Below are 21,400 nucleotides of genomic sequence, written 5' to 3' on the forward strand. Positions count from 1 at the left end.
AACGCTATTCAGCTTAGAATAGCGTTTTTTATTAACTAAATCAGTTAGTGAAAAGTGTAGTAAATTTTAAAGAAATTATCAGTTTACGCCCCACAGTGCTAAATCCGTGAAAATCCATTTAAAGGCCGTCACTATCGCATTTCAAAGCTCTTTCATACATGACCAACAAAGCCATAAAAGGGACAAGTGAAGTAAAAAAGTCTATACTTATAGTATAAGTCTGAAAATGAAAGTGGAGGTCACCATGGATAAACAAAATAAAATTGACATCCTAACGCACTTGGTGCAAATTGATTCGGCTAACGATCATGAAAAAAAGGTCGCAGATTACTTAGAAAAGCTACTCACGGATCACGGCATCACGGTCAAGCAAGTTGAAACGTCTAAGGGGCGCAATAACCTGATTGCTGAACTTGGCAAGCCAGACGCCAAACCCGTCTTTGCCTTTGCCGGCCACATGGATACTGTCAGTTTTGGCGATTTAGATGACTGGGCACACGACCCGTTGTCAGCTGAGATCCACGGTGACCGCCTTTACGGTCGTGGCAGTGCTGATATGAAGGGTAATTTGGCTGCCATGGTCATCGCTATGATCGACCTAGCAGACAGCAAAACTAAGATTCCCGGCCGTATCCGTCTATTAGCAACGGTTGGCGAAGAATACGGTGCTGCTGGTTCTAAACAGTTGACTGAACAGGGTGAGGTCGATGACGTTGACGGCATGATCATCGGTGAACCAACTAGCGGAGACGTGGTATACGCCCACAATGGGTCGCTAAATTACACCGTTACTTCAGAAGGCACACCCGTTCACAGTTCCATTCCAGAACAAGGCGTGAACGCTTTGACTAACTTGGTCAAGTTTGTGAATGCCGAAGCGGACCTGTTTACCGATGTAAAGCCCAGCAAGGAAGTCGGCCCACTGGTTCACAGCATCACCATCTTCAACAGTGGCGATCAAGTGAACACGATTCCCGGTCACGCGGAACTGCAAGGTAACATCCGCGCCACACCTGAATTTGGTAACGGCGCCGTCATCAAACGGTTAAACATGATCACCCGTGGTTTGAGTTCTGCCCCCGGTGCTGACCTCTCCTTCAATGTGGATATGTCCTTTGATCCAATGGTCACCGATAAAGAAGACCCACTGGTTCAATTGGCGCAGACCGAATCCAGCAAGGCTCTCAATCACGAAGTTGAATTGAAGGTCATTCACGGCGCTACTGATGCTTCAGAGTACCGGAAAGCAGAAAACCAATTTCCAATCATCGTGTTGGGTTCTGGTGACTGGGAGAACGCGCACAAGATGAACGAATACGTTGAACTCAGCCAGTTCTTAGTGATGGATGACGTTTATAAAGAAGTCGCTTTGAAGGCTTTAAAAGAATTGAAAAAGAAATAGTGAACTGCATTTAGTGTTGATGAGAAATCGTCAGCACTATTTTTTTCACACCATAGGAACATACCGTCCTACGCTACAATCAAGTCGACGAAAACCAATCGAGTTAAAAGCTCACGAGGATAGCCGGCCCCGACCTCAATTTAAGTATACAAAAGAAGTATCAAAACTACCATCGTAATTTTGATACTTCTACTTTAAGATATTTAAACAGAGCGCCCTTTAAATTCCGCTTTACCAATCATCACATTGATACTACCCACGTAATATCATGTGATATGTGATTTAGCAAGGTAAATATATGTTTAATCCATGTTATTTTACACTTTCACCAGTTTAAAATTAACCTTGATGTATAAAACAATTATCAGTCAGTTCGTTTATTATTTCATATTAAGAAGCCTTAGTTTTTAAGATTGTAGCGTGTCTCTCGTAATTAAATAGCTTCCCCAAACCATCAAAAGCAAAGCAATCACAAAGTGAATAGACAAGCTTTCATGTAAGAATACTATCGAAATCAAAACAGCAATAAACGGGGAAACTGCATAATACGCACTCGTCTTTGCAGCACCAATATAACGTTGCGCCAAGATATAAAAGTAGATGCTAACACCAAATGCAAAGAAACCCAGTAATAATAATATCAGGGTAGGCCCCAAAGTCGGCCATTTCTCCTGCCAAAATACTGATACAACCATGCTGCCAAGGCCCACACCCCAACCTTTAACGATCACTATTTGGAGTGGATCTTTATCCGATAACACCCGAGTCAAGTTGTTTTCAAAGCCCCAGCAAATTGTCGCAAGAATAGCAAAGATAGCTCCCCAAGAAAAACTGAACTGGCGAACATCATTTACGCTCAATAAAAGACTAGCGACTGTAATAATTCCAATTGCCCAAGCTAACCTATGACTAACGTGTTCATGAAAAAAGACCAGTGCCAAGCAAGTTGTCGCCACGATTTCAAAATTACTCAACAAAGAGATATTTCCGGCAGATGTTAATTTAATCCCAACATTCATTAAGACGCCAGCAAAAATATTGGTAATGATAACAACTACCAGAGCAGGAATATCAGCCCGACTAAGTGAAACTTCTTGTTGCCCTGCTTTTGTGTGGTGAATCAGTGGGAATAATGCTGTCATACCGATTCCTGTTCCAAGATACAACAAAGCAGCTAGAATTGCTGGTGGCGCTGATACCACTAAGACCTTGGCGATTGGTGGGTATAATGCGTACAAAGCTGCGGATAGAATAGCGAAACCGATGGCTCTTCGTGACTGATGTGCAACGTTTGTGTTCAAAATATTCCTCCTAATGATGACTTAATTTCATTATACTGTTCCAAACATATATGCATCAAACTAACTTAGAATGGTTTTTGATCCAGTGATCGATAAATGAATGGCTTTCTTATCACCAAAATTATGAACAATATCTCGTGTACTTAATAGACCAATCCCGCTTTAATATTCGCCAGAAGAAAGTAACTAAAGCAAGTGCGCAGACTAACTCCCTCCCTTAGAACTGCAAAAAGAGGTTTTCCAAAACAAAGCCCCCCTTTATAGTCCACAACATTACTGTTATCTAGCTGAAACGCGTTTCGCAACTCTGATCCCGGCCATATAAGACTAAAAAAGAAGTTTCCCAAGATCAGGAAACTCCCCTTTATAGTCCACAGCATTACTGTTATCTAGCTGAAACGCGTTTCGCAACTCTGATTCCGGCCATATAAGACCCAAAAAGAAGTTTCCCAAAACCAGGAAACTCCTTTTTGGGTCTTATATTCTGGAATCACCCGAGTTGCTCAATGCTCTCTAAAATTCATGCTCACTCTTCCCGCCAGTAATAATCGCCAATGTATCATCCAGCGACTGCATCACCATGTTTTTAACCGCATGGTCAGTGAAAAATGCCACGTGAGGTGTCAGCAGCACATTCGTCATTTTTTTCAGTTGATTATAGTGATCGACCGGTGTTGCCCCTTCGAATTTCTGATTGAAGATTTTAGTTTCATCTTCCACAACGTCGAGTGCAGCGCCAGCGATTTTTTGCTGATTTAAAGCCTTGATCAAGGCCTGCGTATCCACAACTGGACCACGAGAATCATTGATGAAGTAAGCAGTTGGCTTCATTTGAGCAAAGGCTTTGTCGTTGATCAAATGGAAGTTATCATCGCCACCCCAAACGTGCACGGAAATAATATCAGCCCGTTTATAGAGTTCTTCCTTGCTGACGTAAGTCATAATGCCACGTAAATCTTCGCGAGGTGCCCGCAGATCGTTACCAATCACCGTTGCACCCAGCGCATGAAAAATCCGTGCGAGCTTACCGCCGATTCGGCCAACGCCAATAATCCCTACCGTTAATTCTGTTAGTTCAGTGGAACGCAGACCCAGCACAACGTAATTGCTATCACTGAGCCGGTCATTGAATTGAGGAATGTGGCGAATCAGCTGCATAGTTTGCGTTAACGCCATTTCTGCCACCGCTTCTGGCGAATATGATGGCACATTCGTCACCCGCAAATTGTTGGCCTTCGCCCACTTTAAATTCACCGTATCGATACCAGCAGAACGAGCTGACAATTGCGTGATGCCATAACTGGCTAATTTCTGATAAAACGCCGGGTTCTGGGTAACAACGGTCCGTTGCTTAAAATCAACACCATCGTAACCCTTGGCCTTATCGACCGTATCGTCATGCAATTCTTCTGGAATACTGTCAACCTGAACACCATGTTCTTTTGACCATTGATCAATAAATGGCTGTTCATCAATCCGTACGTTGTAAGCTAAAATCTTTGTCATAATATACCATTCCCTACTCAAAGTTTAATCAAATAAATTTCTTCCAGTCCACAAACGGAACAAGAAGGAATCGTCCCCTAACCCTGTTTATGCATTGATAACATATAACTTTTAATTATCATTATTAAACAGTATCTAAAGACTGTCAATGCTAAGATTAAATTTTTATGGGATTTCGATGATAAGACCTATTAGGCACGCTTTACTTTAGCCGGTTTTTCGTCAGGATCCAAGGACATGACCGTCAGCGTTTTTCGAATCAATCGCGCTGGATTACCGACTGCCGTGCAGTGTGCTGGTACGTCTTTCAAAACAACTGCACCAGCACCGATTTTAGCCCCTTCTCCAATCACGATTGGGCCTAGCAACTGTGCGTTAGCACCAATAAATGCCCCGCGTTTAACAATTGGGTGACGCCTGCCATTTCTCACGCCGTTCCGTGCACCCAGTGTGACCCCGTGCAAAATAGTCACATCGTCTTCAACAATGGCAGTAGCGCCAATCACAACACCGATACCATGGTCAATAAAAAACCGTTGGCCAATTTGAGCAGCTGGATCAATGGTAATCCCAGTAACTTTAGCCGCGTGCTGGCTCAGCACATTTGCTAAAACATAGTGGTGACGGGCATTTAGAAAATGGGCAATCCGATGCCAAAACAGTGCCCGAACGCCGGGATAAGTCAGAATGACTTCCAGTAGACTATGGGCTGCCGGATCACGCTTGAGGATGGCTCGCGGTGTTTGCCACATGGTATTAGCTCCTTTGTACAGCCTTGAAACCACGGTCTAAATCAGCTAGTAAGTCCTTTTCATCTTCAATACCTACAGAAAGTCGTATCAACTCATCCTTGATACCATCCTTGAGCCGAATATCACGCGGAATAGCCCCATGAGTCATGAGTGCTGGAATCTCAATCAAAGATTCCAACGCCCCCAGACTTTCTGCCAAGGTGATCACTTTGAGATTTTCCACGAACTTCTTAGGGTCAAGTCCAGACTGCAATTCAAAGGAAATCATGGCACCATAGCCGTGATGCATCTGTTTTTTAGCAACCTCATAATCTGGGTTGTTCGGATCGCCCGGATAGTAGATTTTAGCCACTGCTGGTTGATCAGACAGGTAGTTAAAGACCGCCTTAGCATTGGCCAAATGCGCCTGCATCCGAATCGCCAGCGTCTTCATTCCCCGTTGCAGTAACCAACTTTCCTGCGGTGCCAAAATACCACCAATGGCATTTTGAAGATAGCCGATTTTGTCACCCAGCTTGGTATCCTTCGTGACCACTACACCAGCAATCACATCGGAGTGACCACCCAGATATTTCGAAGCTGAATGCAACACAATGTCCACACCCAGTTCCAGAGGCCGCTGAACGTAAGGCGAACTGAACGTGTTATCAATAATGCTTAACAGGCCATGGTCACGAGCCAGATCAGCAACAGCTTTGATATCCGTTACCCGTAGCAAAGGATTCGTCGGTGTTTCCAGATAAATGGCCTTAGTCGTCGGCTTAATTGCTGCTTCAACAGCCGCCAGATCCCGGGTATCAACAACTGTAAAGGTCATCCCAAACCGCTTCAGTACCGTGTTAATTAAACGGAACGTCCCGCCGTAAACGTCATTGCCGACAATGAAATCATCGCCTGCGCTAAACATTGAAAAGACCGTATCAATGGCGGCTGAACCGGACGCAAACGCAAAGCCTTGGGTGCCGCCTTCAAGGTCCGCAATCAGGGCTTCAACGGCCTCACGAGTGGGGTTACCAGAACGGGAATACTCGTACTTAGATTCACCAATCTTGGTTTGATGGAACGTGGATGCCATGTAGATGGGAATGGAAGTTGCGCCCGTATAAGGATCTTCACTAATGCCGCCGTGTAATAGTTTCGTTTCAAATTTCATTTTAAAGTCTCCTCTTTAATTTTATGGTTTTTGATAAATGTTTTCGCTCATGTATCGTTCTGAACTGTCCGGAAAAACGGTAACGATCGTGCTGTTTTCGGGTAGTTGTTCCGCCACCTTTAAACTAGCCGCCAGTGCCGCACCGGAGGAACTACCGATAAATAATCCCTGCTGGGCAGCCATTTGCCGAACGTACTTGAAAGCATCCGCATCCGAAATCGTCAGCGTCTGGTCGATCTGCACATTTTTGAAAAATGGTGGAATGAACTCAACTCCGATGCCTTCCGTTTTGTGCGGATGTTCCGGCCCGCCATTAAGGATCGAGCCCTCTGGTTCAACGACAATCGACTGAGTATTGGAATTCTGTTCTTTTAGATACTTCGCAATTCCGGCAAAGGTCCCGCCAGAACCGGCACCGGCAACGAACGCGTCGATGGGCTGATCGAGATCTTGAATCAGCTCAGGTGCCAAGGTGTGGTAATAAGCAGCCGGGTTCGCCGGATTTTCAAACTGCATAGGTACGTAACTGTTAGGTGTTTCAGCCGCTATTTCCCGAGCTTTTTTGATTGCCCCTTTGATGCCATCTTCAGACGGCGTATTGATCAGTTTGGCACCCAGCGCCTTCATGAGGGTCTGTTTTTCGTAACTGAACTTTTCTGGTACGACTAAAATCGTTGGTAAATGATGTTCCTGGGTCGCCAGTGCGACGCCAATGCCGGTGTTGCCGGCGGTTGGCTCAATGATGGTGGTCGTCGCGTTGATTTTACCCTTATCGATACCATCTTGAATCATGTACTGACCGAGCCGATCCTTGATGCTGCCTCCCGGATTGAACATTTCCAGTTTGGCGTAAATGTGCGAGTGTTTCGGCACTTTAATTTGCAGGTGGATCAACGGCGTGTTGCCGATGAGCTGCTGAATTGTTTTAATTAGCATTTTTGAGTGGTCCCCTTCCCTGATTGATTGTGCTTGTGATCTTGGATTGGGGGGATTGCTGATTTTCTTAAGACGTAAAGTCCTTTTTAGGCCTCCACGCTGAAACGCGTTCCACAAAACTGATGGTTATGTGTAAGGGCGAACTGGGATAAATCCAAACCCGGGATTTTTCCCAGCCCGCCCTTACACGCCACCATCAACCCGTTTTGTTCCACGCTCTAGATAGAAAAAGAGCGCCAAATTCCTCTTTCAGAATTTGCGCGCTCTTCGACTCCGTTCCACCTGGAACAGAGACTTTTAGGTTAAATCAACAATACCCCTTTAAAAGTCAATGCTTAACAGGCCAAACATCGCAGTTCGCGCGACGTTTGACAACAAGTATTTTGCATTTGAGCTTTAAATGAATGGGTTGTCATTGTTGATCCTCCTTCGATTTGTAACTTGGGTTAAATATAACGTGTGTATTTGAGCTTGTCAAACCTTTTTTACCACATTGATGCTCGAAAATAGTGTTTAAGGTGTGTTAATCCGCGACAAAACCTGCCCCAAATTAATTTAGCATTATGAGAACTAATGTGATAGCTCTCATTTTAAAATTTAATTTTTAATTTTTCTTTTTAACGTTTTCTACTATATTATTCCGATGCATCAGGTAATACGAAGTTCAAACCCCATTTGACAATTTATTTATTACCTGTTAGTATTCAAGCATATTAAAAAATGAAACGTTGATGAGAAGAGTACGCACCCTTTAATTTCAAGAGAGCCCCGGTTGGTGAGAACGGGTGATTGAATGATGCAGAAGATGAGCTCGGAGTTTAATTTGCGGTGAAAGCCAATAATTCGTGAGGATACGATATAATCCCGAACATTATCTGTGTTCAAGAGACTAGTCATTGACTAGTAATCTGGGTGGTACCACGGTTAACCAATCGTCCCTGTGTTGCATATATTATGCAATGCAGGGACTTTTTATTTGGTCACTCATGAGCGGTTCATTTTTTAAAAATTTTGATGAGGATGTGGGTTAGATGCATTATACAGTATTAGGTTCAGGTGCTATGGGTCTTCGTTTTGGGATTTTACTTAAGCAAACGGGTCAGCAAGTTGATTTCGTTGATGATTGGGATCCCCAAGTAGAAGCCATTAAGAAGCAAGGCGGCGTTTATGTTTCTCGTGACGGTGAAGGTCGTCACCTGGAAAACATCAACATTGACTACCCTGAAGATTATAAAGGTAACCCAGATGCCTACATCATCATGTGCAAGCAAATGGGCCTGCAGGAAATGTTAACCCGTTGCGCGCACTTCTTCAAAAAGGGTCAATACGCCATCACACTGATGAACGGCATGGGTCACATCGAAAAGATCAACCAATACTTTGATCCAAAATACGTGATCGCCGGAACGGCCATGATCGGTACTGTTCTTACTAAACCTGGCGACGTGGACTTCATCGGTAAAAAACATGCTGGTTCGCTTCACCTGGTCAACCAAACTGAAAAACCAGATGATTTCACGCACCAAGTCGTTAAAGAATGGGCCGCTGCCGGGACAAACCCCGAGCTGACTACTAACTTCATCGGTACGCTATTAACTAAGATCATTTATAACTCAGTCGTCAACACCTTAAGTTCAATGTTCAAGCTGAAGCAAGGTCAATTTATCGCTGCTGATATTGCACCGACACTGGTCGATAAGTTGGTTGCTGAAGATTACGCGGTCTTTGACGCAGCTGGCATCAAGCCGATTCAGACTAAGGAAGAAGCCACCGAGTTAATTTATCACGAAACTCGCGATTTAACGCCAAACCACTATTCATCAATGTTTCAGGATATTCGCAAGAATCGGCCAACAGAAGTCGATTATATCAACGGTTACGTTTACGAATTGGGTAAAAAACACGGTTACAACGCCGTTACTCATGACTTCTTACGCGACGTTGTTCATTTAGCCGAACACGCCAACAACGTTTTAAGCAAAAAATAGGGGGAATTTAACATGAAGCATCGAATTTTAAAATTATTAGGTCTTGCAGGATTAGTCTTAGCCACCAGCGTGACGTTAGCCGCTTGCGGTAACAGTTCAAGTAAGCAACTGAACACCAAGAAAATTACCATTGGTGTTACCGCCGGCCCTCACGAACAGATCTTAGACCAAGTGAAAAAATTAGCCGCTAAAGATGGGCTGAAGATCACCGTGCGTTCCTTTACCGATTACAACACACCAAACTCAGCACTGTCTTCCGGCGATATCGGTGCTAACTCTTACCAAACTGGTCAGTTCTTAACGCAACAGGAACACGACAAGAACTATAAGTTCGACAAAGCCTTTAAGACCATTGCCCTTCCCATGGGTCTCTATTCCAAGTCCATCAAGAACTTAAAGGACCTTAAGAACGGCGACAAGATTGCCGTCCCTAACGATCCCGCTAACGAGACCCGTGCCCTGGAACTGTTCCAGAAGAATGGTGTGATCAAGTTACGTAAGGGTGCTGGCGAAAAAGCCACTAAGAAAGACATTGTTTCTAACCCTAAACACCTCAAGGTCTATGAACTCGATGCTTCACAATTACCTAAGCAATTAAATGATATTACGGTTGCCGCGATCAACAGTAACTTTGCGTTGGCCAACCATATTTACCTCAACACTGCGTTAGCTCACGAACCATTAAAGCATAACGTATACGCTAACTACTTCGTCGTTCAAAAGGGACACAAGAACGACAAAGTCATCAAACAAGTTAAGAAGTACTACCAATCTAAGACGATCAAAAACTACATCAACAAGAAATTTAAAGGGGCAGTGGTTGCACAATGGTAGAAAATTCAAACGCACCATTAATTGAATTTAAACACGTCAGCAAAACCTTCAAGGGTACTGCTACTACCAAGGAAGTCCATGCGGTTCATGACGTGTCGATCTCAGTTGATCGTGGGGAGATTTTCGGCGTCATTGGTTATTCCGGTGCTGGTAAAAGTACCTTGATACGGATGATCAACGGCCTGGAAACACCGACTGAGGGCTCTGTCAAAGTTGATAATCAAGATATTACGCAATTAAAGAAGGAACCCTTAGCACAGTTACGGCATAAGATCGGCATGATCTTTCAAAATTACAACTTGTTGAAAACGGCCACCATTTACCAAAACATTACGATTCCTTTGAAGCTCGAAAAAATTCCTAAGGACGAAATTCAACAACGAGCGGAAAAGTATTTGAAGATCGTTGGTCTATGGGATCGTCGTAACAGCTACCCGTCTCAGCTTTCTGGCGGGCAGTCGCAGCGGGTAGCCGTGGCCCGGGCCTTAGCGCATGAACCAACTATCTTGCTGTCCGATGAAGCAACCAGTGCGCTGGATCCGGAAACCACTAGTTCCATCTTGGACCTGCTAAAAGATATCAATCAAAAGTTAGGTTTAACCATCTTCATCATTACTCACGAATTGGATGTGGTTAAAAGCATCTGTGACAAGGTTGCCATCATGGAGGCCGGTAATGTCGTTGAGCAAGGCCGAACCATTGACGTCTTCACCGGTCCGAAGCAGGAAGTCACCCGCCAGTTCTTGGGTTCTAACGACCTTGCTGGTGTGCCAGCGTCATTGCTGGCTGAGACGCAGAAACACAATCACGTGCTGCTAATCAAGTTTATCGGTAACGAGGCTTCTATTCCGGTGATTGCGCAGCTCACCAAACAGTTCGGCGTTGAGCCAAACATTATGGCTGGTTCCATCGAGTATTTAAAGGAACAGCCATATGGTAAGTTAGTGATTTCGATTGAAAACAATGATCAGTACGATGCAGAGATTCAGTATCTCAGAGATAAGGGCGTCATCGTAGAGGAGGTTGGATAGATTGTCGAATTTTATAGCTGAATGGGGAAACACCATTGTCAACGGATTATCTGATACGCTGACAATGACGATCATTACCCTGATTATCACGATTATCATCGGTGTTCCGCTAGGCATTCTGCTGGTTGAAACCAACGCTAACGGGATGTATCCAAATGCAACGCTGCACGCCACTTTGGAAACCATCGTTAACATCCTCCGGTCACTGCCATTCATCATCTTATTGTTCCTGATCTTACCGATCACCCGCCTATTAGTGGGCACGACCATTGGCATTCGGGGTGTGATCTTACCATTGGTAGTCTACTGTGCGCCCTTCTTAGCACGGTTGATTGAATCTTCCATTCTGGACGTGGACCCCGGCATTATCGAGGCCTACCAATCAATGGGGATCAGTAATTATAAAATTATTTCCCGCGTACTGCTGCGTGAAGCACGCAGCGGCATCATCCGCGGCTTAACGTTAGCCACCATCGGTTTAATTGGTGCAACCGCCATGGCTGGACTAGTTGGTGCTGGTGGCCTTGGTGACATTGCTTATCAGTACGGCTTCCAACGCTACCAACCTGATATTATGTATACCTCCATCGTGATTTTAATTGTCCTGGTGCAGATCATTCAAACTATCGGGAATGTGGTTAGTCGGAGATTGACGAAGTAGATAGATATTAGAAGATTGATTTGAGGAGTTGATGGGCAAGTTTGCCTGTTGGCTCTTTTTTTGTGAGGTAAATTTATAATTTGGGGGACTAAATATTTTTAAACCTCAATTTTTATATGTGAATTATTAAAAATTTCAAGTATTTAACTGACCTATTACTATTTAGTCCACGATTATAAAAAGCGCTTCAACATTACTTGAAAATACGTAATATTGGAGCGCCTATTAAACATGTAACTACCTTTTACAAAAGCTAGATGATTCGTTACATTTCATCGGAATCAAAATAATCTTCATCCACAGTAAATAAATCAAAATGATATTTTGCCTCAACACCTACACGATATTGAAGCATTAAATTAGTTAATTTCAATCCATCAATTAAAACAATTGAAAAACTCTTTGCCGTTTGAACTGCTTGCTTAGAAAAACTGGATGTAGTGATAAATACACCACGGTCAGCATGCAGCCGATTTAAAGCTCCATAAAACTGTTCAATACCTGGACGCTGTACCCTATTATTTGCTTGATACCTTTTTGCCTGTAAGTATACCGTACTTGTTCCCAATGGATCTTGATTAATAACACCATCAATTCCACCATCATGGCTCTGTGATGTCACAATCGCATTACCATTAACACCCTGATAGCCCATTTTAACTAACAAATCCACCACCAAACGTTCAAAGAATTGAGGTTCTGCTTCACGAATCCTGTTTAGTAAGTTATCAGCCACAGTGCCATTATAATTATCAATTTGTTTTTCGATCTCTTTTGCAATAAAGGTTGACCCATTATTTTCATGTAATTCTTCTGCTTTAAATTCTGGATTATTGAGAGTGTTAGTTTTTTTTGCCTCTTTCCTCTCTTTGACCTCTTTTTGATGTGCAACGTATTGAGGCTGACTATGAATTATTTTGCCATCTAACTGATAGCCATATTGTTCAAAAAGATGCTTACCTAATTCAGTAACTCTATATATACCTCGACGTGGTCTAATAAACACACCAGAATTAGCACCTTCAGAAAGTGCCCATCCTACACGATCAACGATAATACTAGTATCAGGGAATTTTTCATAAGTTAAGTTTCTCAACTTATCAGGAAGATTTAACGCATCAGCAACTGCTGTTTTTAACTCTTTAATATGCCAATCCTCTTTTTGTAATCCAATTTCTATGGCTGGAGCAATTAACCCATCCCAAGCTGGTAACCCATATTTTGACATTTTTAGTTGATGATAATCTATATAAGTCATATTTTAGCCAACCTATCTTTTTATTCTATACATACTTTAGCACATCCTAAACTTAATTATTCACTGTGTGTTGATGGGCCAATTTAGCATTCGGAATTTATATTCCATGAGAGTTGATGACTTCAATTCAAGTATAGTAAAAGAAGCATCAAGATCGTTGTCACAATCTTGATGCTTCTTACTTTAGGATGTTTGACAAAGAACTATTTAAATTTATATCACAGCTTCAAGAAAAGTGCGCTTATTTTTTACTAACTACTATAAAGATCATCTAGATTATAATATTTGTCCAATTAAATAATTAGTCCTTAGAATTATCAAACATAGGAAAACTTGCAATAACCTTATCAGTTAAATACAACGTTCTTCTGTCGATATCTTTAATTGTCCATTCATCTTTTTGCTCAATGGTTTTATCTGGATCAGCAATAGATTGATTTAGAAATAATGGCGTCCTAAGTCCCAAATAATTTTTAGAATTATCGGGCTGGTAGTCTCTTTTATAAATAAACTCCCTATCACTCATCTCTGGGTTATAACCGGTTAAAGTTAAGTTTCCAATTCGATGCATATTTTCTTGCTGAAGATGTTTGGCTTCCTCTTCATTTCCTGGTGAAATCATCTGCTTCCAACCATGCTTTAAATTATTGGTTTCTGGAAGTATGTGATCTAACGTCCATATTGGTAATTTTCTACCACTTTTCGTAGGACGCGTTTGATCCAAGGAATCTGGATTTTGTTTATTAAAGTATTGTCCATACTTTCTCTCTAAACTAATCAAGATAAATCTAACTGTCTGCGGTGAAACATCATAAACTGGTTTATTAAGTGCTAGTCTAAATTCTTCATCTGAAGCACTAATCGACTGTAAGCTGCGAGCAACCAAATTTGGAAGGCCCTCATCTTCACTGGCAGTATAATTTCTAATAATTTCTAGAATCTTAGCTCTTAAATTTGATGCTTTAGGTCTTAAAATTATATTCCGTCGTACAAAGAAATTGATTAATTCATGTAAGACATCGTGCACATCCTTGGAACTAATAGCTTTGTTCAAATAAAGATTCAATGTAAATAAAATTAATGGGTAGGCTTGAGAATCATCCAATCGGCCAAGGCTATTTAATAGATTATCATTTTCTTCGCCAAATTGCTGATCTTCATCAGTCACTATTCGGGGAGAAATATGTGAATAAATTTTAGCATATCTGGTTAACTCATAAATATATTCATAGCCCTTAGCATCAAAAACTTTTTCGTAAAGTCTCAATGCCTTACCTTTAGTTATTGATGATTTCCCATTTCCCTCAAACGTATCATAGCAATTCAAGAGAAAACGAGTAACTTCAGACGATTGAACTTGAGAATCTTCATTAGAAAATACAGCAATTAATTTATCCCAAGAATCTGATGCTGCTTCAGGATCAATAGAATCTGTAGCCGTTTTTAGATATTGAGCCTTTAATAAATCAATCATTGTTAGTGGCATACCTTTACCATTCAATGATGAAAATACATTAAATGCATCCGAAATATCCCCAACTTTAATAAATAACACCTCAACGGCATTTAATTGATTGAAGAATTTTTTCAAATCAGCAAAAGTATTAAATTCATTTTGAAATAACTCAACAATAAATTTATAGCGCTTTGCAAAAGTATAATTTCCGTACTTACCCTTGGTCTTGTCGTGCATTATGCCAAAGTAGTTTTCATAGATTTCTTTATCTGGTAAAAGTAATTTTACTCTGGGTGTTTGATCAGGCATCTCCAACTTACGACTGATATCCATTTCAAGAGATCCAATATCTTTTGCGATCTCGTTGTTTTCAGACGAATTTTCGTCATGCAACATTTTTTCTGCAGTTTCGTAAATTGCAAGAAAGAAGAGCGAAATTGTCGTTAACCGTTGTTGACCGTCAACAACTTCAAAATAATCTTTGTTTTCCTTATCAGCAGTGACTAATAAATTACCTATGTAATATCCAGCATTCTCCGAATTTATGTCATCAAAAAGGTCCTCAATATTTTGAGTGCTCCAAGAATAATTACGTTGGTATATGGGAATTTTATATTGTTTTTCTCCTTCAATCGGAAAAATCTCTGAAATTGGTTTTGATTCAGGATCCAGATACATAACAAACAAGCCTCACTTTTTATATAATTAAAGACCAATTCACCTAACGCTTAGCTATCAAAAATATACCTCATTAACGTCCAGTCTTTAATATTACTATACATTCAACTATCCATGAGATCTATAGCGTTTTGTACATATATGTAAATATAGTTAATTTTAATTGCCAATAACTTACATTGTTTAGCAAACAAACTCACTGATGAAATTTTTTAAATGAAAAAATAATTGTATATTATTTAAAAATTTATGATATGATAAAATATGCATTCTTGAAAAGCCTAATTAATTATTCTATTATAATCCTTTCACTAAAAATATTTAGGAGCTAAACAATGAAAAAAATTATCACCCGTATTGTTATTACCCTACTAGTCTCTACTTCAACTAGTCTTGCTACTTCAGTGGTTGTTCCCAAGACTACTGACGCAGCAGCTATAGTGTGGATTGCTCCTCGTCATGGAAAAAAGTACCACTATAACAAACATTGTTGGGGCTTAACGCGAGCTCATCATCACATTAAACAGATATCCCTAACAAAAGCCAAAGCTACCGGATATACATTATGTCGTATTGAAAAGCGATAAACAAAACGAGATCACGATTACTGTGGTCTCGTTTTTACTTAGCATAATTTTCATGTAACTCATTAAATAGATATAGCTCTAACCCCAACAGGCAATGTGTGTTAGCTCCAATAACATTCATTTCGAACCTTGATTAACGCTGAGTATACTTCCTTTCATTATCTCGGATCGATCTCTTTAACATTAGAAAATATACTTCATTTTTTACAAACTTAAAATATTGTGCCATCCTAGTCAAATTACTTTTCAAACAACAAATACTTATCATATTGAGCACTATCATCCAACTGTAAAATCATCCGTACAATTGGCTCAACTTTATCATCTTTAACCTGGAACTCTTGTTGCTCTGTTTCTTTAACCTGTACTTCACCAAAGTAATAAAAACCTTTTCCTTCATCATCGTTCTTTTTAATGAATAATCGAATAGTCGTTTGACTATCCTTAATATTCGTAACTTCTTTTGAATCTAGCTTCACATTATGCCGTGTGTACCATTGAAAAGTATCAGCATTAATAAACCGATCTTGATAATTAATACTCGAATCAATTTGATCCGACTTAGCATAGGTCACAAAAATTGGACATTCATGGTCTCTTACTCGATAACCATAAATTGTTGAACTAGTATCGCTATCCCAACATAATAGCCGACAAACATCTTTTCTATTATAGCGATGATACAAAGTAAATTGCTCATCTTGATTGTACTTATTAGCTCTTATTATGCCCACATGAATTGCATCCGTTAGTAAACTATTAAACAATGCGTCATTCTCCAGCCAATCAATAATCTTTGTATTTAATTGATAAATACCATCTTCAATTAAAACAACCGGTTCATTACCATACTTCTTTTTCGCAGCCTTCTGGAAAAATTCAAGTGAGAGTACACGTTCAACTGACCGAGATACATCTGTATTATAGAAGATTTGTTGTTTAGTCATCAAAGTTTTAAGATTACGTTTAGCAAATATCCCATGATGTTTAATCAACTCATTCAATAAAAGCAATTCCACACTGCGTTTTCCATTCATTAATTCAATCGAAACAAAACTAAGAATAGCCTCTTGGCCTGCAGTAAGATGTACGTCTTCTTTCATTTTAAGTAGAAAATGATAGTAATTCTGACATTTATCAGCAAATACCGTGCAATCAACTTTTTCAGATTTTTGAAAATCACACAGTAATGGTACACGACCTAATCGGTGCTTCAGATTCTTATAATCGTCTCGCAGAACCGTCAAACCATCTAAGCTTGTATGATTAATCGACTGGTAAATTCTTTCTTTAGCTATTTCTGAGAAGTTAACCGTTGATACACCTGAAATTTGTCTAACTTCCAAATCATCACGCGCTTTGTCAGCGCTACGGGACTTGTCACCCGTAAGTGCAATTGGAATTAAATAGTTATTTTTGTAATTACCGATAAAATCAATCACCGTCACGTATGACTTATTGTTAGCCTTCCGCAATCCACGTCCTAGTTGTTGAATAAAGACTATGCTGGACTGTGTATTTCTTAACATAACGACTTGATTGACACAAGGAATATCAATACCTTCATTGAAAACATCAACAGTAATAATGTATTTAATTTTTCCTTGTTCCAATTCATCAACAACCTCATCTCGTTTCGATTGAGGTGTCTCCCCAGTGAGTGCCTTACTTGGATAACCTCGTTTACTCATAAGGTCAGCTAATTCGTAGGCTTCATCTTTACGACTACAGAAAATAAGGCCGTGTAAACAATCTCCGGAATAGCCATAATATGTCGTTTGTTTGATGATATAATCCACTCGCTCATCGGATACTAGCCATTTCAGCGAACTGGTATCATCGCTAACTACACCATCTTTTTCATAATCCGTTATTCCAATATAGTGAAATGGGCACAGCATCTTTTCATCTAGTGCCTTCTGCAAACGAATTTCATAGGCAACATTATGATCAAACATTTCGAATAGATTAAAATCATCCATCCGTTCTGGCGTGGCAGTCATACCTAATAAAAATTCAGGTTGAAAATAATTAAGAACTCGTTGATAGGTTTCACCACCAATTCGATGAGCCTCATCAACTAAAATATAATCAAATTCCTCTGGATTAAGTTGTGTAAGACAACTCCGTTTAGATAAAGTTTGAATGGTTGCAAAAGTGTATTTAGCGTCCATGTCCCGATGCGTTCCAGAAATTTTCCCAAAGGAATCTTCTGGTTCATCACTTAACACTTGCCGAAAACTGTCCATGGTTTTATCAAGAATTTGTTCTCGATGTACAATGTATAGAAATTTTTTAGGCTGAAAATTAGCGACATCAAAAGCTCCTAGATAAGTTTTACCAGTACCAGTTGCTGAAATAATCAGTGCTCGTTTGGCACCACTATTTCGAATCTCCGATAGGTTATTCAGTGCCTCACGTTGCATAGCGTTTGGCGTTATTTTATTTGCTGAAATAATCTTATTTGCATTTGATTTAGCTCGGACAACTGGTTGATAATTCTCAGAATAAATTGTGATCCAATCTGAGGTTAATGGTGTTGCTTGTTTCCAAGCCAGTTCAACTTCTTGAATTAATTTTTCTGTAATTGAGCCGTTATCATAAGAAGTAAATTTGATATTCCATTCGTAGTTATTCATTAGAGCCTGCTCTGTTAGGTTAGAGCTTCCAATAATAGCAGACTGATAGTGTTGGGCATCATGATCAAAAATATAGCCCTTAGCATGAAAGTTATTATTTTCAGCAATTCGTACATCCACGTTATCTAATTTTCTCAATTCTTGAAACGCTTTTGGAGAGTTAAAGTTCAAATATGTAGAGGTTAAGATTCGACCACGAATACCCTTAGTTGCTAAATCAGCCAATTTTACCTTCAGTGACGTCAGTGCACCTTCCGTTATAAATGCGATAGCAAAGGTAAATGATGAACAGTGCGACAACTCCCTTTCAATATGTAGCAACATCGTATCGCCAGGACCATTATGAATAAATTGTGGCATTAACTCTTCAGAGCCAGCAATTTTTTGGTCAACAAAACCGTTAGCGAGTGAATCTTCAATTTTAGATTGAATATCAGTTAGATTCATTAAATTTCACCTGTGTTAAATCTGCTTTTGAAACTATCTTAACTGCTTTCTGATCAGCTTCTGCCCAAGATAGTTGCCCCAGTTCGTCTTGATTCAACCATTCAACTTTACTATGCGCTACCAAATCAAAATGATGAGTTAAAAACTTGGCATAATAAACCGTTAAATTAACAACCCCAAAATCGTACTCATGACTACTGGTTTCAGTCACACGAGGGCCCACAATAATTTCATCGTTGAACTCTTCAGTTAATTCCCGCTGTAAAGCTTGTTCCGGTGTTTCATGCGGCTCAATTTTTCCACCAGGAAACTCCCATAGTGTTCCTAATACACGATCATCATTCCGTTTCGTTGCTAAGATTTTACCATTTTCAACAAAAGCGGCTCCCACCACGTTAATTTGCTTTTTCATGTTGAACACCTTTCGCTCTCTGTGTCTAATAATGATATATTATCACATCTAAAACGGTATCAGAATGGTAATAGTAAAAATGATGTGTAATTCTAAAGTCATTATCCCCTTTAGAACACCACATCATTTTTTATTATTAATTTCGATTTAAGCGGAAAGCCTACATATAGGTATGCTACTTCACCTTTCACCCCTCGATCTCATTCCATTCAACCACCAAACAACTTCATCAAAAGCATTCCGCTTACTACTCTTAACCCGCTGTAAGTTCAGCACTCGCTTCTGATATTTAAAGTTTGGATCCTTAATAATTAAATCGACTTCATGATGCATACCATTAGGATTAATTACTATGAGATCAATATCCTCACGGTTAAGAATCGTCTGTAAACGATTATAGTGATAATTACTGTCATTAAAAGTCATCACTTCTGCACCATATCTGGTTAGCGCCTTGGTAATTGGATACGTTGTTTGCCAATCTATAATAATGATTTTGGCACCTTTGAGTACTTTTCGAGCCAGTTCTTGATTAACATTAGCAACCGCTTGATCAGTTTCAGCTTTCTTTTTTCGTGGCTTAGTGGAGTAAACCACTTGATCTTGTTTTTTAGTTGCAAGCTGTTTTTCAAAGTTAATTTTCTTTTCCCGTTTCTCGTTATATTGATCTAACCTAACCAACTCACTGGCATATTTGACACTCTCATGCTTAAAATAATCATTTAATAAATTCAGCACGGGTTCCAAGCGCTGAGCAGCTTCTTCCATATTCTCTGGCGCTAATCGCCGATCTAACCCGTCAATGGCTTGGTTTAACGTCATATGATCTGTAATATACCGATTCAAAACATCTTCATTGATACTCTTTAACAGCGCTTTGCTGTTCATTTTGTTTAATTCTTTGACTTTATATCGGCTATACTGGTGCTTCAAGGTATTATTAGCGCGGATGTACCATTGAAGATTTGAGTCAGTTTTAGTAACTACTTCTTTTAAATGATTAACCTCATCTTCTAACTGTTGATTTAATTTTTGCTCTGCAAGTAAATCAACTGCAGCATGCTCATTTTTAAGTACTTCTCGAATAACATGCAAATGCTTTCCAGTTTCCTCATTAACGTCAGATAACTGATGATTCTTTTTATGAAAATTTCGATTGGCCTGCTTCAAATCATCAATTTGTTGTCGTTGATGCTGCTGTTTAACCTGTATATCCTCAATTACTGACTTATGCACATAGTTTTGCTTTAAATTATTTTTAGTTTTTTCGAACTCACCATTAAGTGCTTTAATTTGCTTATCAGTTTCCGAACGCTCTGACCGTAACCGATTCAGTCGCCCCTTTAGCTGATGATTTTCCTGTTGGACTGACTGAAAATCCTGTCGGGTAGCCTTTAGCTTTTTATCAGACTCTTTTAGTTTCTTACGTAATTGTCTGACCGCGGTTACTTGTTGATGGTTTTGTTGAGGCTTAGTTTCAGACTTAAGTACTTTAGGCGATGTATCGCGCTGTTCCTGTTTTTGATATTTATCACGCAGCTTTGCTAGCCGGCTTTTACGGTTATCCGATGCTTTTTGGGCCTTTTCAAATCCACGATTATACCCTGCAATAAAATTTTTAGAGTTCATTGCAACCCCTACTTTCCACTGTTTGTTTATTAACTCCATTATAGGGAACGTATGTTTGGATTTAAAGAGATATTGCGCTTTTTATGGAATTGTGCTGGTACTTAAAAAATCCCAAATAGTTTTATGACCTAATTGGGAGTACTCTGTTAATGAAGGGGAGGTACTTCCATATGTTTAAAAAAAGAATCATCGGCTTTGTACTCAGTGTAATTGCTATATTTAGTTTGTCATTAGTTGTTTTACCAACGCAGGCTTCAGCAAAGTCAACGTTAAAATCATTTCCAATGAGGTTACATCGCACCTGGTATCATTATGATGGCCACGGTCGCTACGATACCATTCATTTTTCAGCCAAAAAAATCCGTTCCGCACAATATTACGACCATAAATGGTATCACTATACATCTAGGCTGCATCATCGAAATGTAAATTCGAATAAAATAACGAAGCACCCAAATTGGTTAGTTGGGCAAACCTATCACTATCGTGGAGCCTTTTGGACAAACACTATGGGATGGAATCAAACGGCCGGCGATGGCGACTCCTACAAAGTTGAAACTAAAAGATTTCATTATCGAAAAATCCGAGTCCTAAGTGTAGCTGGTGGTGCAGAAAATTGGATTTCTGATCACTTTTACACTCACAAAAGAATAGCTCATAAACTAGGTAACCATCATTTTTCAGGAGAACTTTATTATTAGTAGATTTTAGTATTAACCTATAGCAATTT

Annotated in this window: 17 protein-coding genes and 1 other annotated feature; of the genes, 7 read left to right on the top strand and 10 right to left on the bottom strand. The window is 39.9% G+C overall.

From position 1 onward, the window contains the following. Positions 1 to 244: 244 nt before the first annotated feature. Positions 245 to 1,402: an ArgE/DapE family deacylase gene (locus CES79_RS03795; RefSeq protein WP_089136357.1), complete on the top strand. Its 1,158-nt coding sequence runs from the start codon at positions 245 to 247 to the stop codon at positions 1,400 to 1,402. A gap of 407 nt (positions 1,403 to 1,809) precedes the next feature. Here the strand turns inward: CES79_RS03795 and CES79_RS03800 are convergent, their stop codons facing one another. The 5 genes from CES79_RS03800 to CES79_RS03820 form a co-directional block, all read right to left on the bottom strand. Then, positions 1,810 to 2,703 carry a DMT family transporter gene (locus CES79_RS03800; RefSeq protein WP_225362298.1) on the bottom strand — a complete coding sequence of 298 codons (894 nt, stop codon included), beginning with the start codon at positions 2,701 to 2,703 and terminating at the stop codon, positions 1,810 to 1,812. A 513-nt stretch (positions 2,704 to 3,216) separates the two neighbouring features. Then, the gene (locus CES79_RS03805; protein WP_089136358.1) at positions 3,217 to 4,209 is read right to left on the bottom strand and encodes a D-2-hydroxyacid dehydrogenase; all 993 of its coding nucleotides are present in this window, start codon (positions 4,207 to 4,209) and stop codon (positions 3,217 to 3,219) included. Between the two features lie 191 nt (positions 4,210 to 4,400). After that, entirely contained in the window at positions 4,401 to 4,961 is a 561-nt protein-coding gene (epsC, locus tag CES79_RS03810) for a serine O-acetyltransferase EpsC (protein WP_089136359.1), read from the bottom strand. Between the two features lie 4 nt (positions 4,962 to 4,965). Then, complete coding sequence (locus CES79_RS03815) at positions 4,966 to 6,114, bottom strand: trans-sulfuration enzyme family protein (protein WP_089136360.1); 1,149 nt, start codon at positions 6,112 to 6,114, stop codon at positions 4,966 to 4,968. A gap of 21 nt (positions 6,115 to 6,135) precedes the next feature. Next, positions 6,136 to 7,050 (bottom strand): PLP-dependent cysteine synthase family protein, encoded by a 915-nt coding sequence (locus tag CES79_RS03820; RefSeq protein WP_089136361.1) that lies wholly within the window; start codon positions 7,048 to 7,050, stop codon positions 6,136 to 6,138. Between the two features lie 719 nt (positions 7,051 to 7,769). After that, positions 7,770 to 7,993, top strand: a binding site (T-box leader). 88 nt (positions 7,994 to 8,081) lie between these two features. Between CES79_RS03820 and CES79_RS03825 the strand changes: the two genes are divergently transcribed. From CES79_RS03825 to CES79_RS03840, 4 genes are read left to right on the top strand one after another with little or no spacing between them, the layout of a single operon-like run. Then, the gene (locus CES79_RS03825) at positions 8,082 to 9,038 is read left to right on the top strand and encodes a ketopantoate reductase family protein (protein WP_089136362.1); all 957 of its coding nucleotides are present in this window, start codon (positions 8,082 to 8,084) and stop codon (positions 9,036 to 9,038) included. 12 nt (positions 9,039 to 9,050) lie between these two features. Continuing rightward, positions 9,051 to 9,872 carry a MetQ/NlpA family ABC transporter substrate-binding protein gene (locus CES79_RS03830; RefSeq protein ID WP_054655379.1) on the top strand — a complete coding sequence of 274 codons (822 nt, stop codon included), beginning with the start codon at positions 9,051 to 9,053 and terminating at the stop codon, positions 9,870 to 9,872. Continuing rightward, positions 9,866 to 10,903 carry a methionine ABC transporter ATP-binding protein gene (locus CES79_RS03835; protein ID WP_089136363.1) on the top strand — a complete coding sequence of 346 codons (1,038 nt, stop codon included), beginning with the start codon at positions 9,866 to 9,868 and terminating at the stop codon, positions 10,901 to 10,903. The genes CES79_RS03830 and CES79_RS03835 overlap by 7 nt, the downstream gene beginning before the upstream one ends. Before the next feature lies 1 nt (position 10,904). Further along, positions 10,905 to 11,564, top strand: coding sequence for a methionine ABC transporter permease (locus CES79_RS03840; RefSeq protein ID WP_054655378.1), 660 nt, complete (start codon positions 10,905 to 10,907; stop codon positions 11,562 to 11,564). 265 nt (positions 11,565 to 11,829) lie between these two features. Here CES79_RS03840 and CES79_RS03845 read toward each other — a convergent pair whose 3' ends face one another. Then, positions 11,830 to 12,822 carry a restriction endonuclease gene (locus tag CES79_RS03845; protein WP_054655376.1) on the bottom strand — a complete coding sequence of 331 codons (993 nt, stop codon included), beginning with the start codon at positions 12,820 to 12,822 and terminating at the stop codon, positions 11,830 to 11,832. Positions 12,823 to 13,123: 301 nt separating this feature from the next. Beyond that, positions 13,124 to 14,956 carry a DUF262 domain-containing protein gene (locus CES79_RS03850; protein WP_089136364.1) on the bottom strand — a complete coding sequence of 611 codons (1,833 nt, stop codon included), beginning with the start codon at positions 14,954 to 14,956 and terminating at the stop codon, positions 13,124 to 13,126. Between the two features lie 335 nt (positions 14,957 to 15,291). Between CES79_RS03850 and CES79_RS03855 the strand changes: the two genes are divergently transcribed. After that, on the top strand, positions 15,292 to 15,543 hold the full coding sequence (locus tag CES79_RS03855) for a hypothetical protein (protein WP_089136365.1): 252 nt from the start codon (positions 15,292 to 15,294) through the stop codon (positions 15,541 to 15,543). 239 nt (positions 15,544 to 15,782) lie between these two features. Here the strand turns inward: CES79_RS03855 and CES79_RS03860 are convergent, their stop codons facing one another. The 3 genes from CES79_RS03860 to CES79_RS03870 form a co-directional block, all read right to left on the bottom strand. Continuing rightward, the gene (locus CES79_RS03860) at positions 15,783 to 18,629 is read right to left on the bottom strand and encodes a DEAD/DEAH box helicase (protein WP_089136366.1); all 2,847 of its coding nucleotides are present in this window, start codon (positions 18,627 to 18,629) and stop codon (positions 15,783 to 15,785) included. Then, positions 18,616 to 19,041, bottom strand: coding sequence for a (deoxy)nucleoside triphosphate pyrophosphohydrolase (locus CES79_RS03865; protein ID WP_054655364.1), 426 nt, complete (start codon positions 19,039 to 19,041; stop codon positions 18,616 to 18,618). The genes CES79_RS03860 and CES79_RS03865 overlap by 14 nt, the downstream gene beginning before the upstream one ends. A gap of 180 nt (positions 19,042 to 19,221) precedes the next feature. Continuing rightward, positions 19,222 to 20,670: a coiled-coil domain-containing protein gene (locus tag CES79_RS03870; protein WP_089136367.1), complete on the bottom strand. Its 1,449-nt coding sequence runs from the start codon at positions 20,668 to 20,670 to the stop codon at positions 19,222 to 19,224. Positions 20,671 to 20,840: 170 nt separating this feature from the next. Between CES79_RS03870 and CES79_RS03875 the strand changes: the two genes are divergently transcribed. Next, entirely contained in the window at positions 20,841 to 21,371 is a 531-nt protein-coding gene (locus CES79_RS03875; protein ID WP_089136368.1) for a hypothetical protein, read from the top strand. The last annotated feature ends 29 nt before the right edge of the window (positions 21,372 to 21,400 follow it).

The organism is Secundilactobacillus silagei JCM 19001 (assembly GCF_002217945.1).
GTDB lineage: Bacteria > Bacillota > Bacilli > Lactobacillales > Lactobacillaceae > Secundilactobacillus > Secundilactobacillus silagei.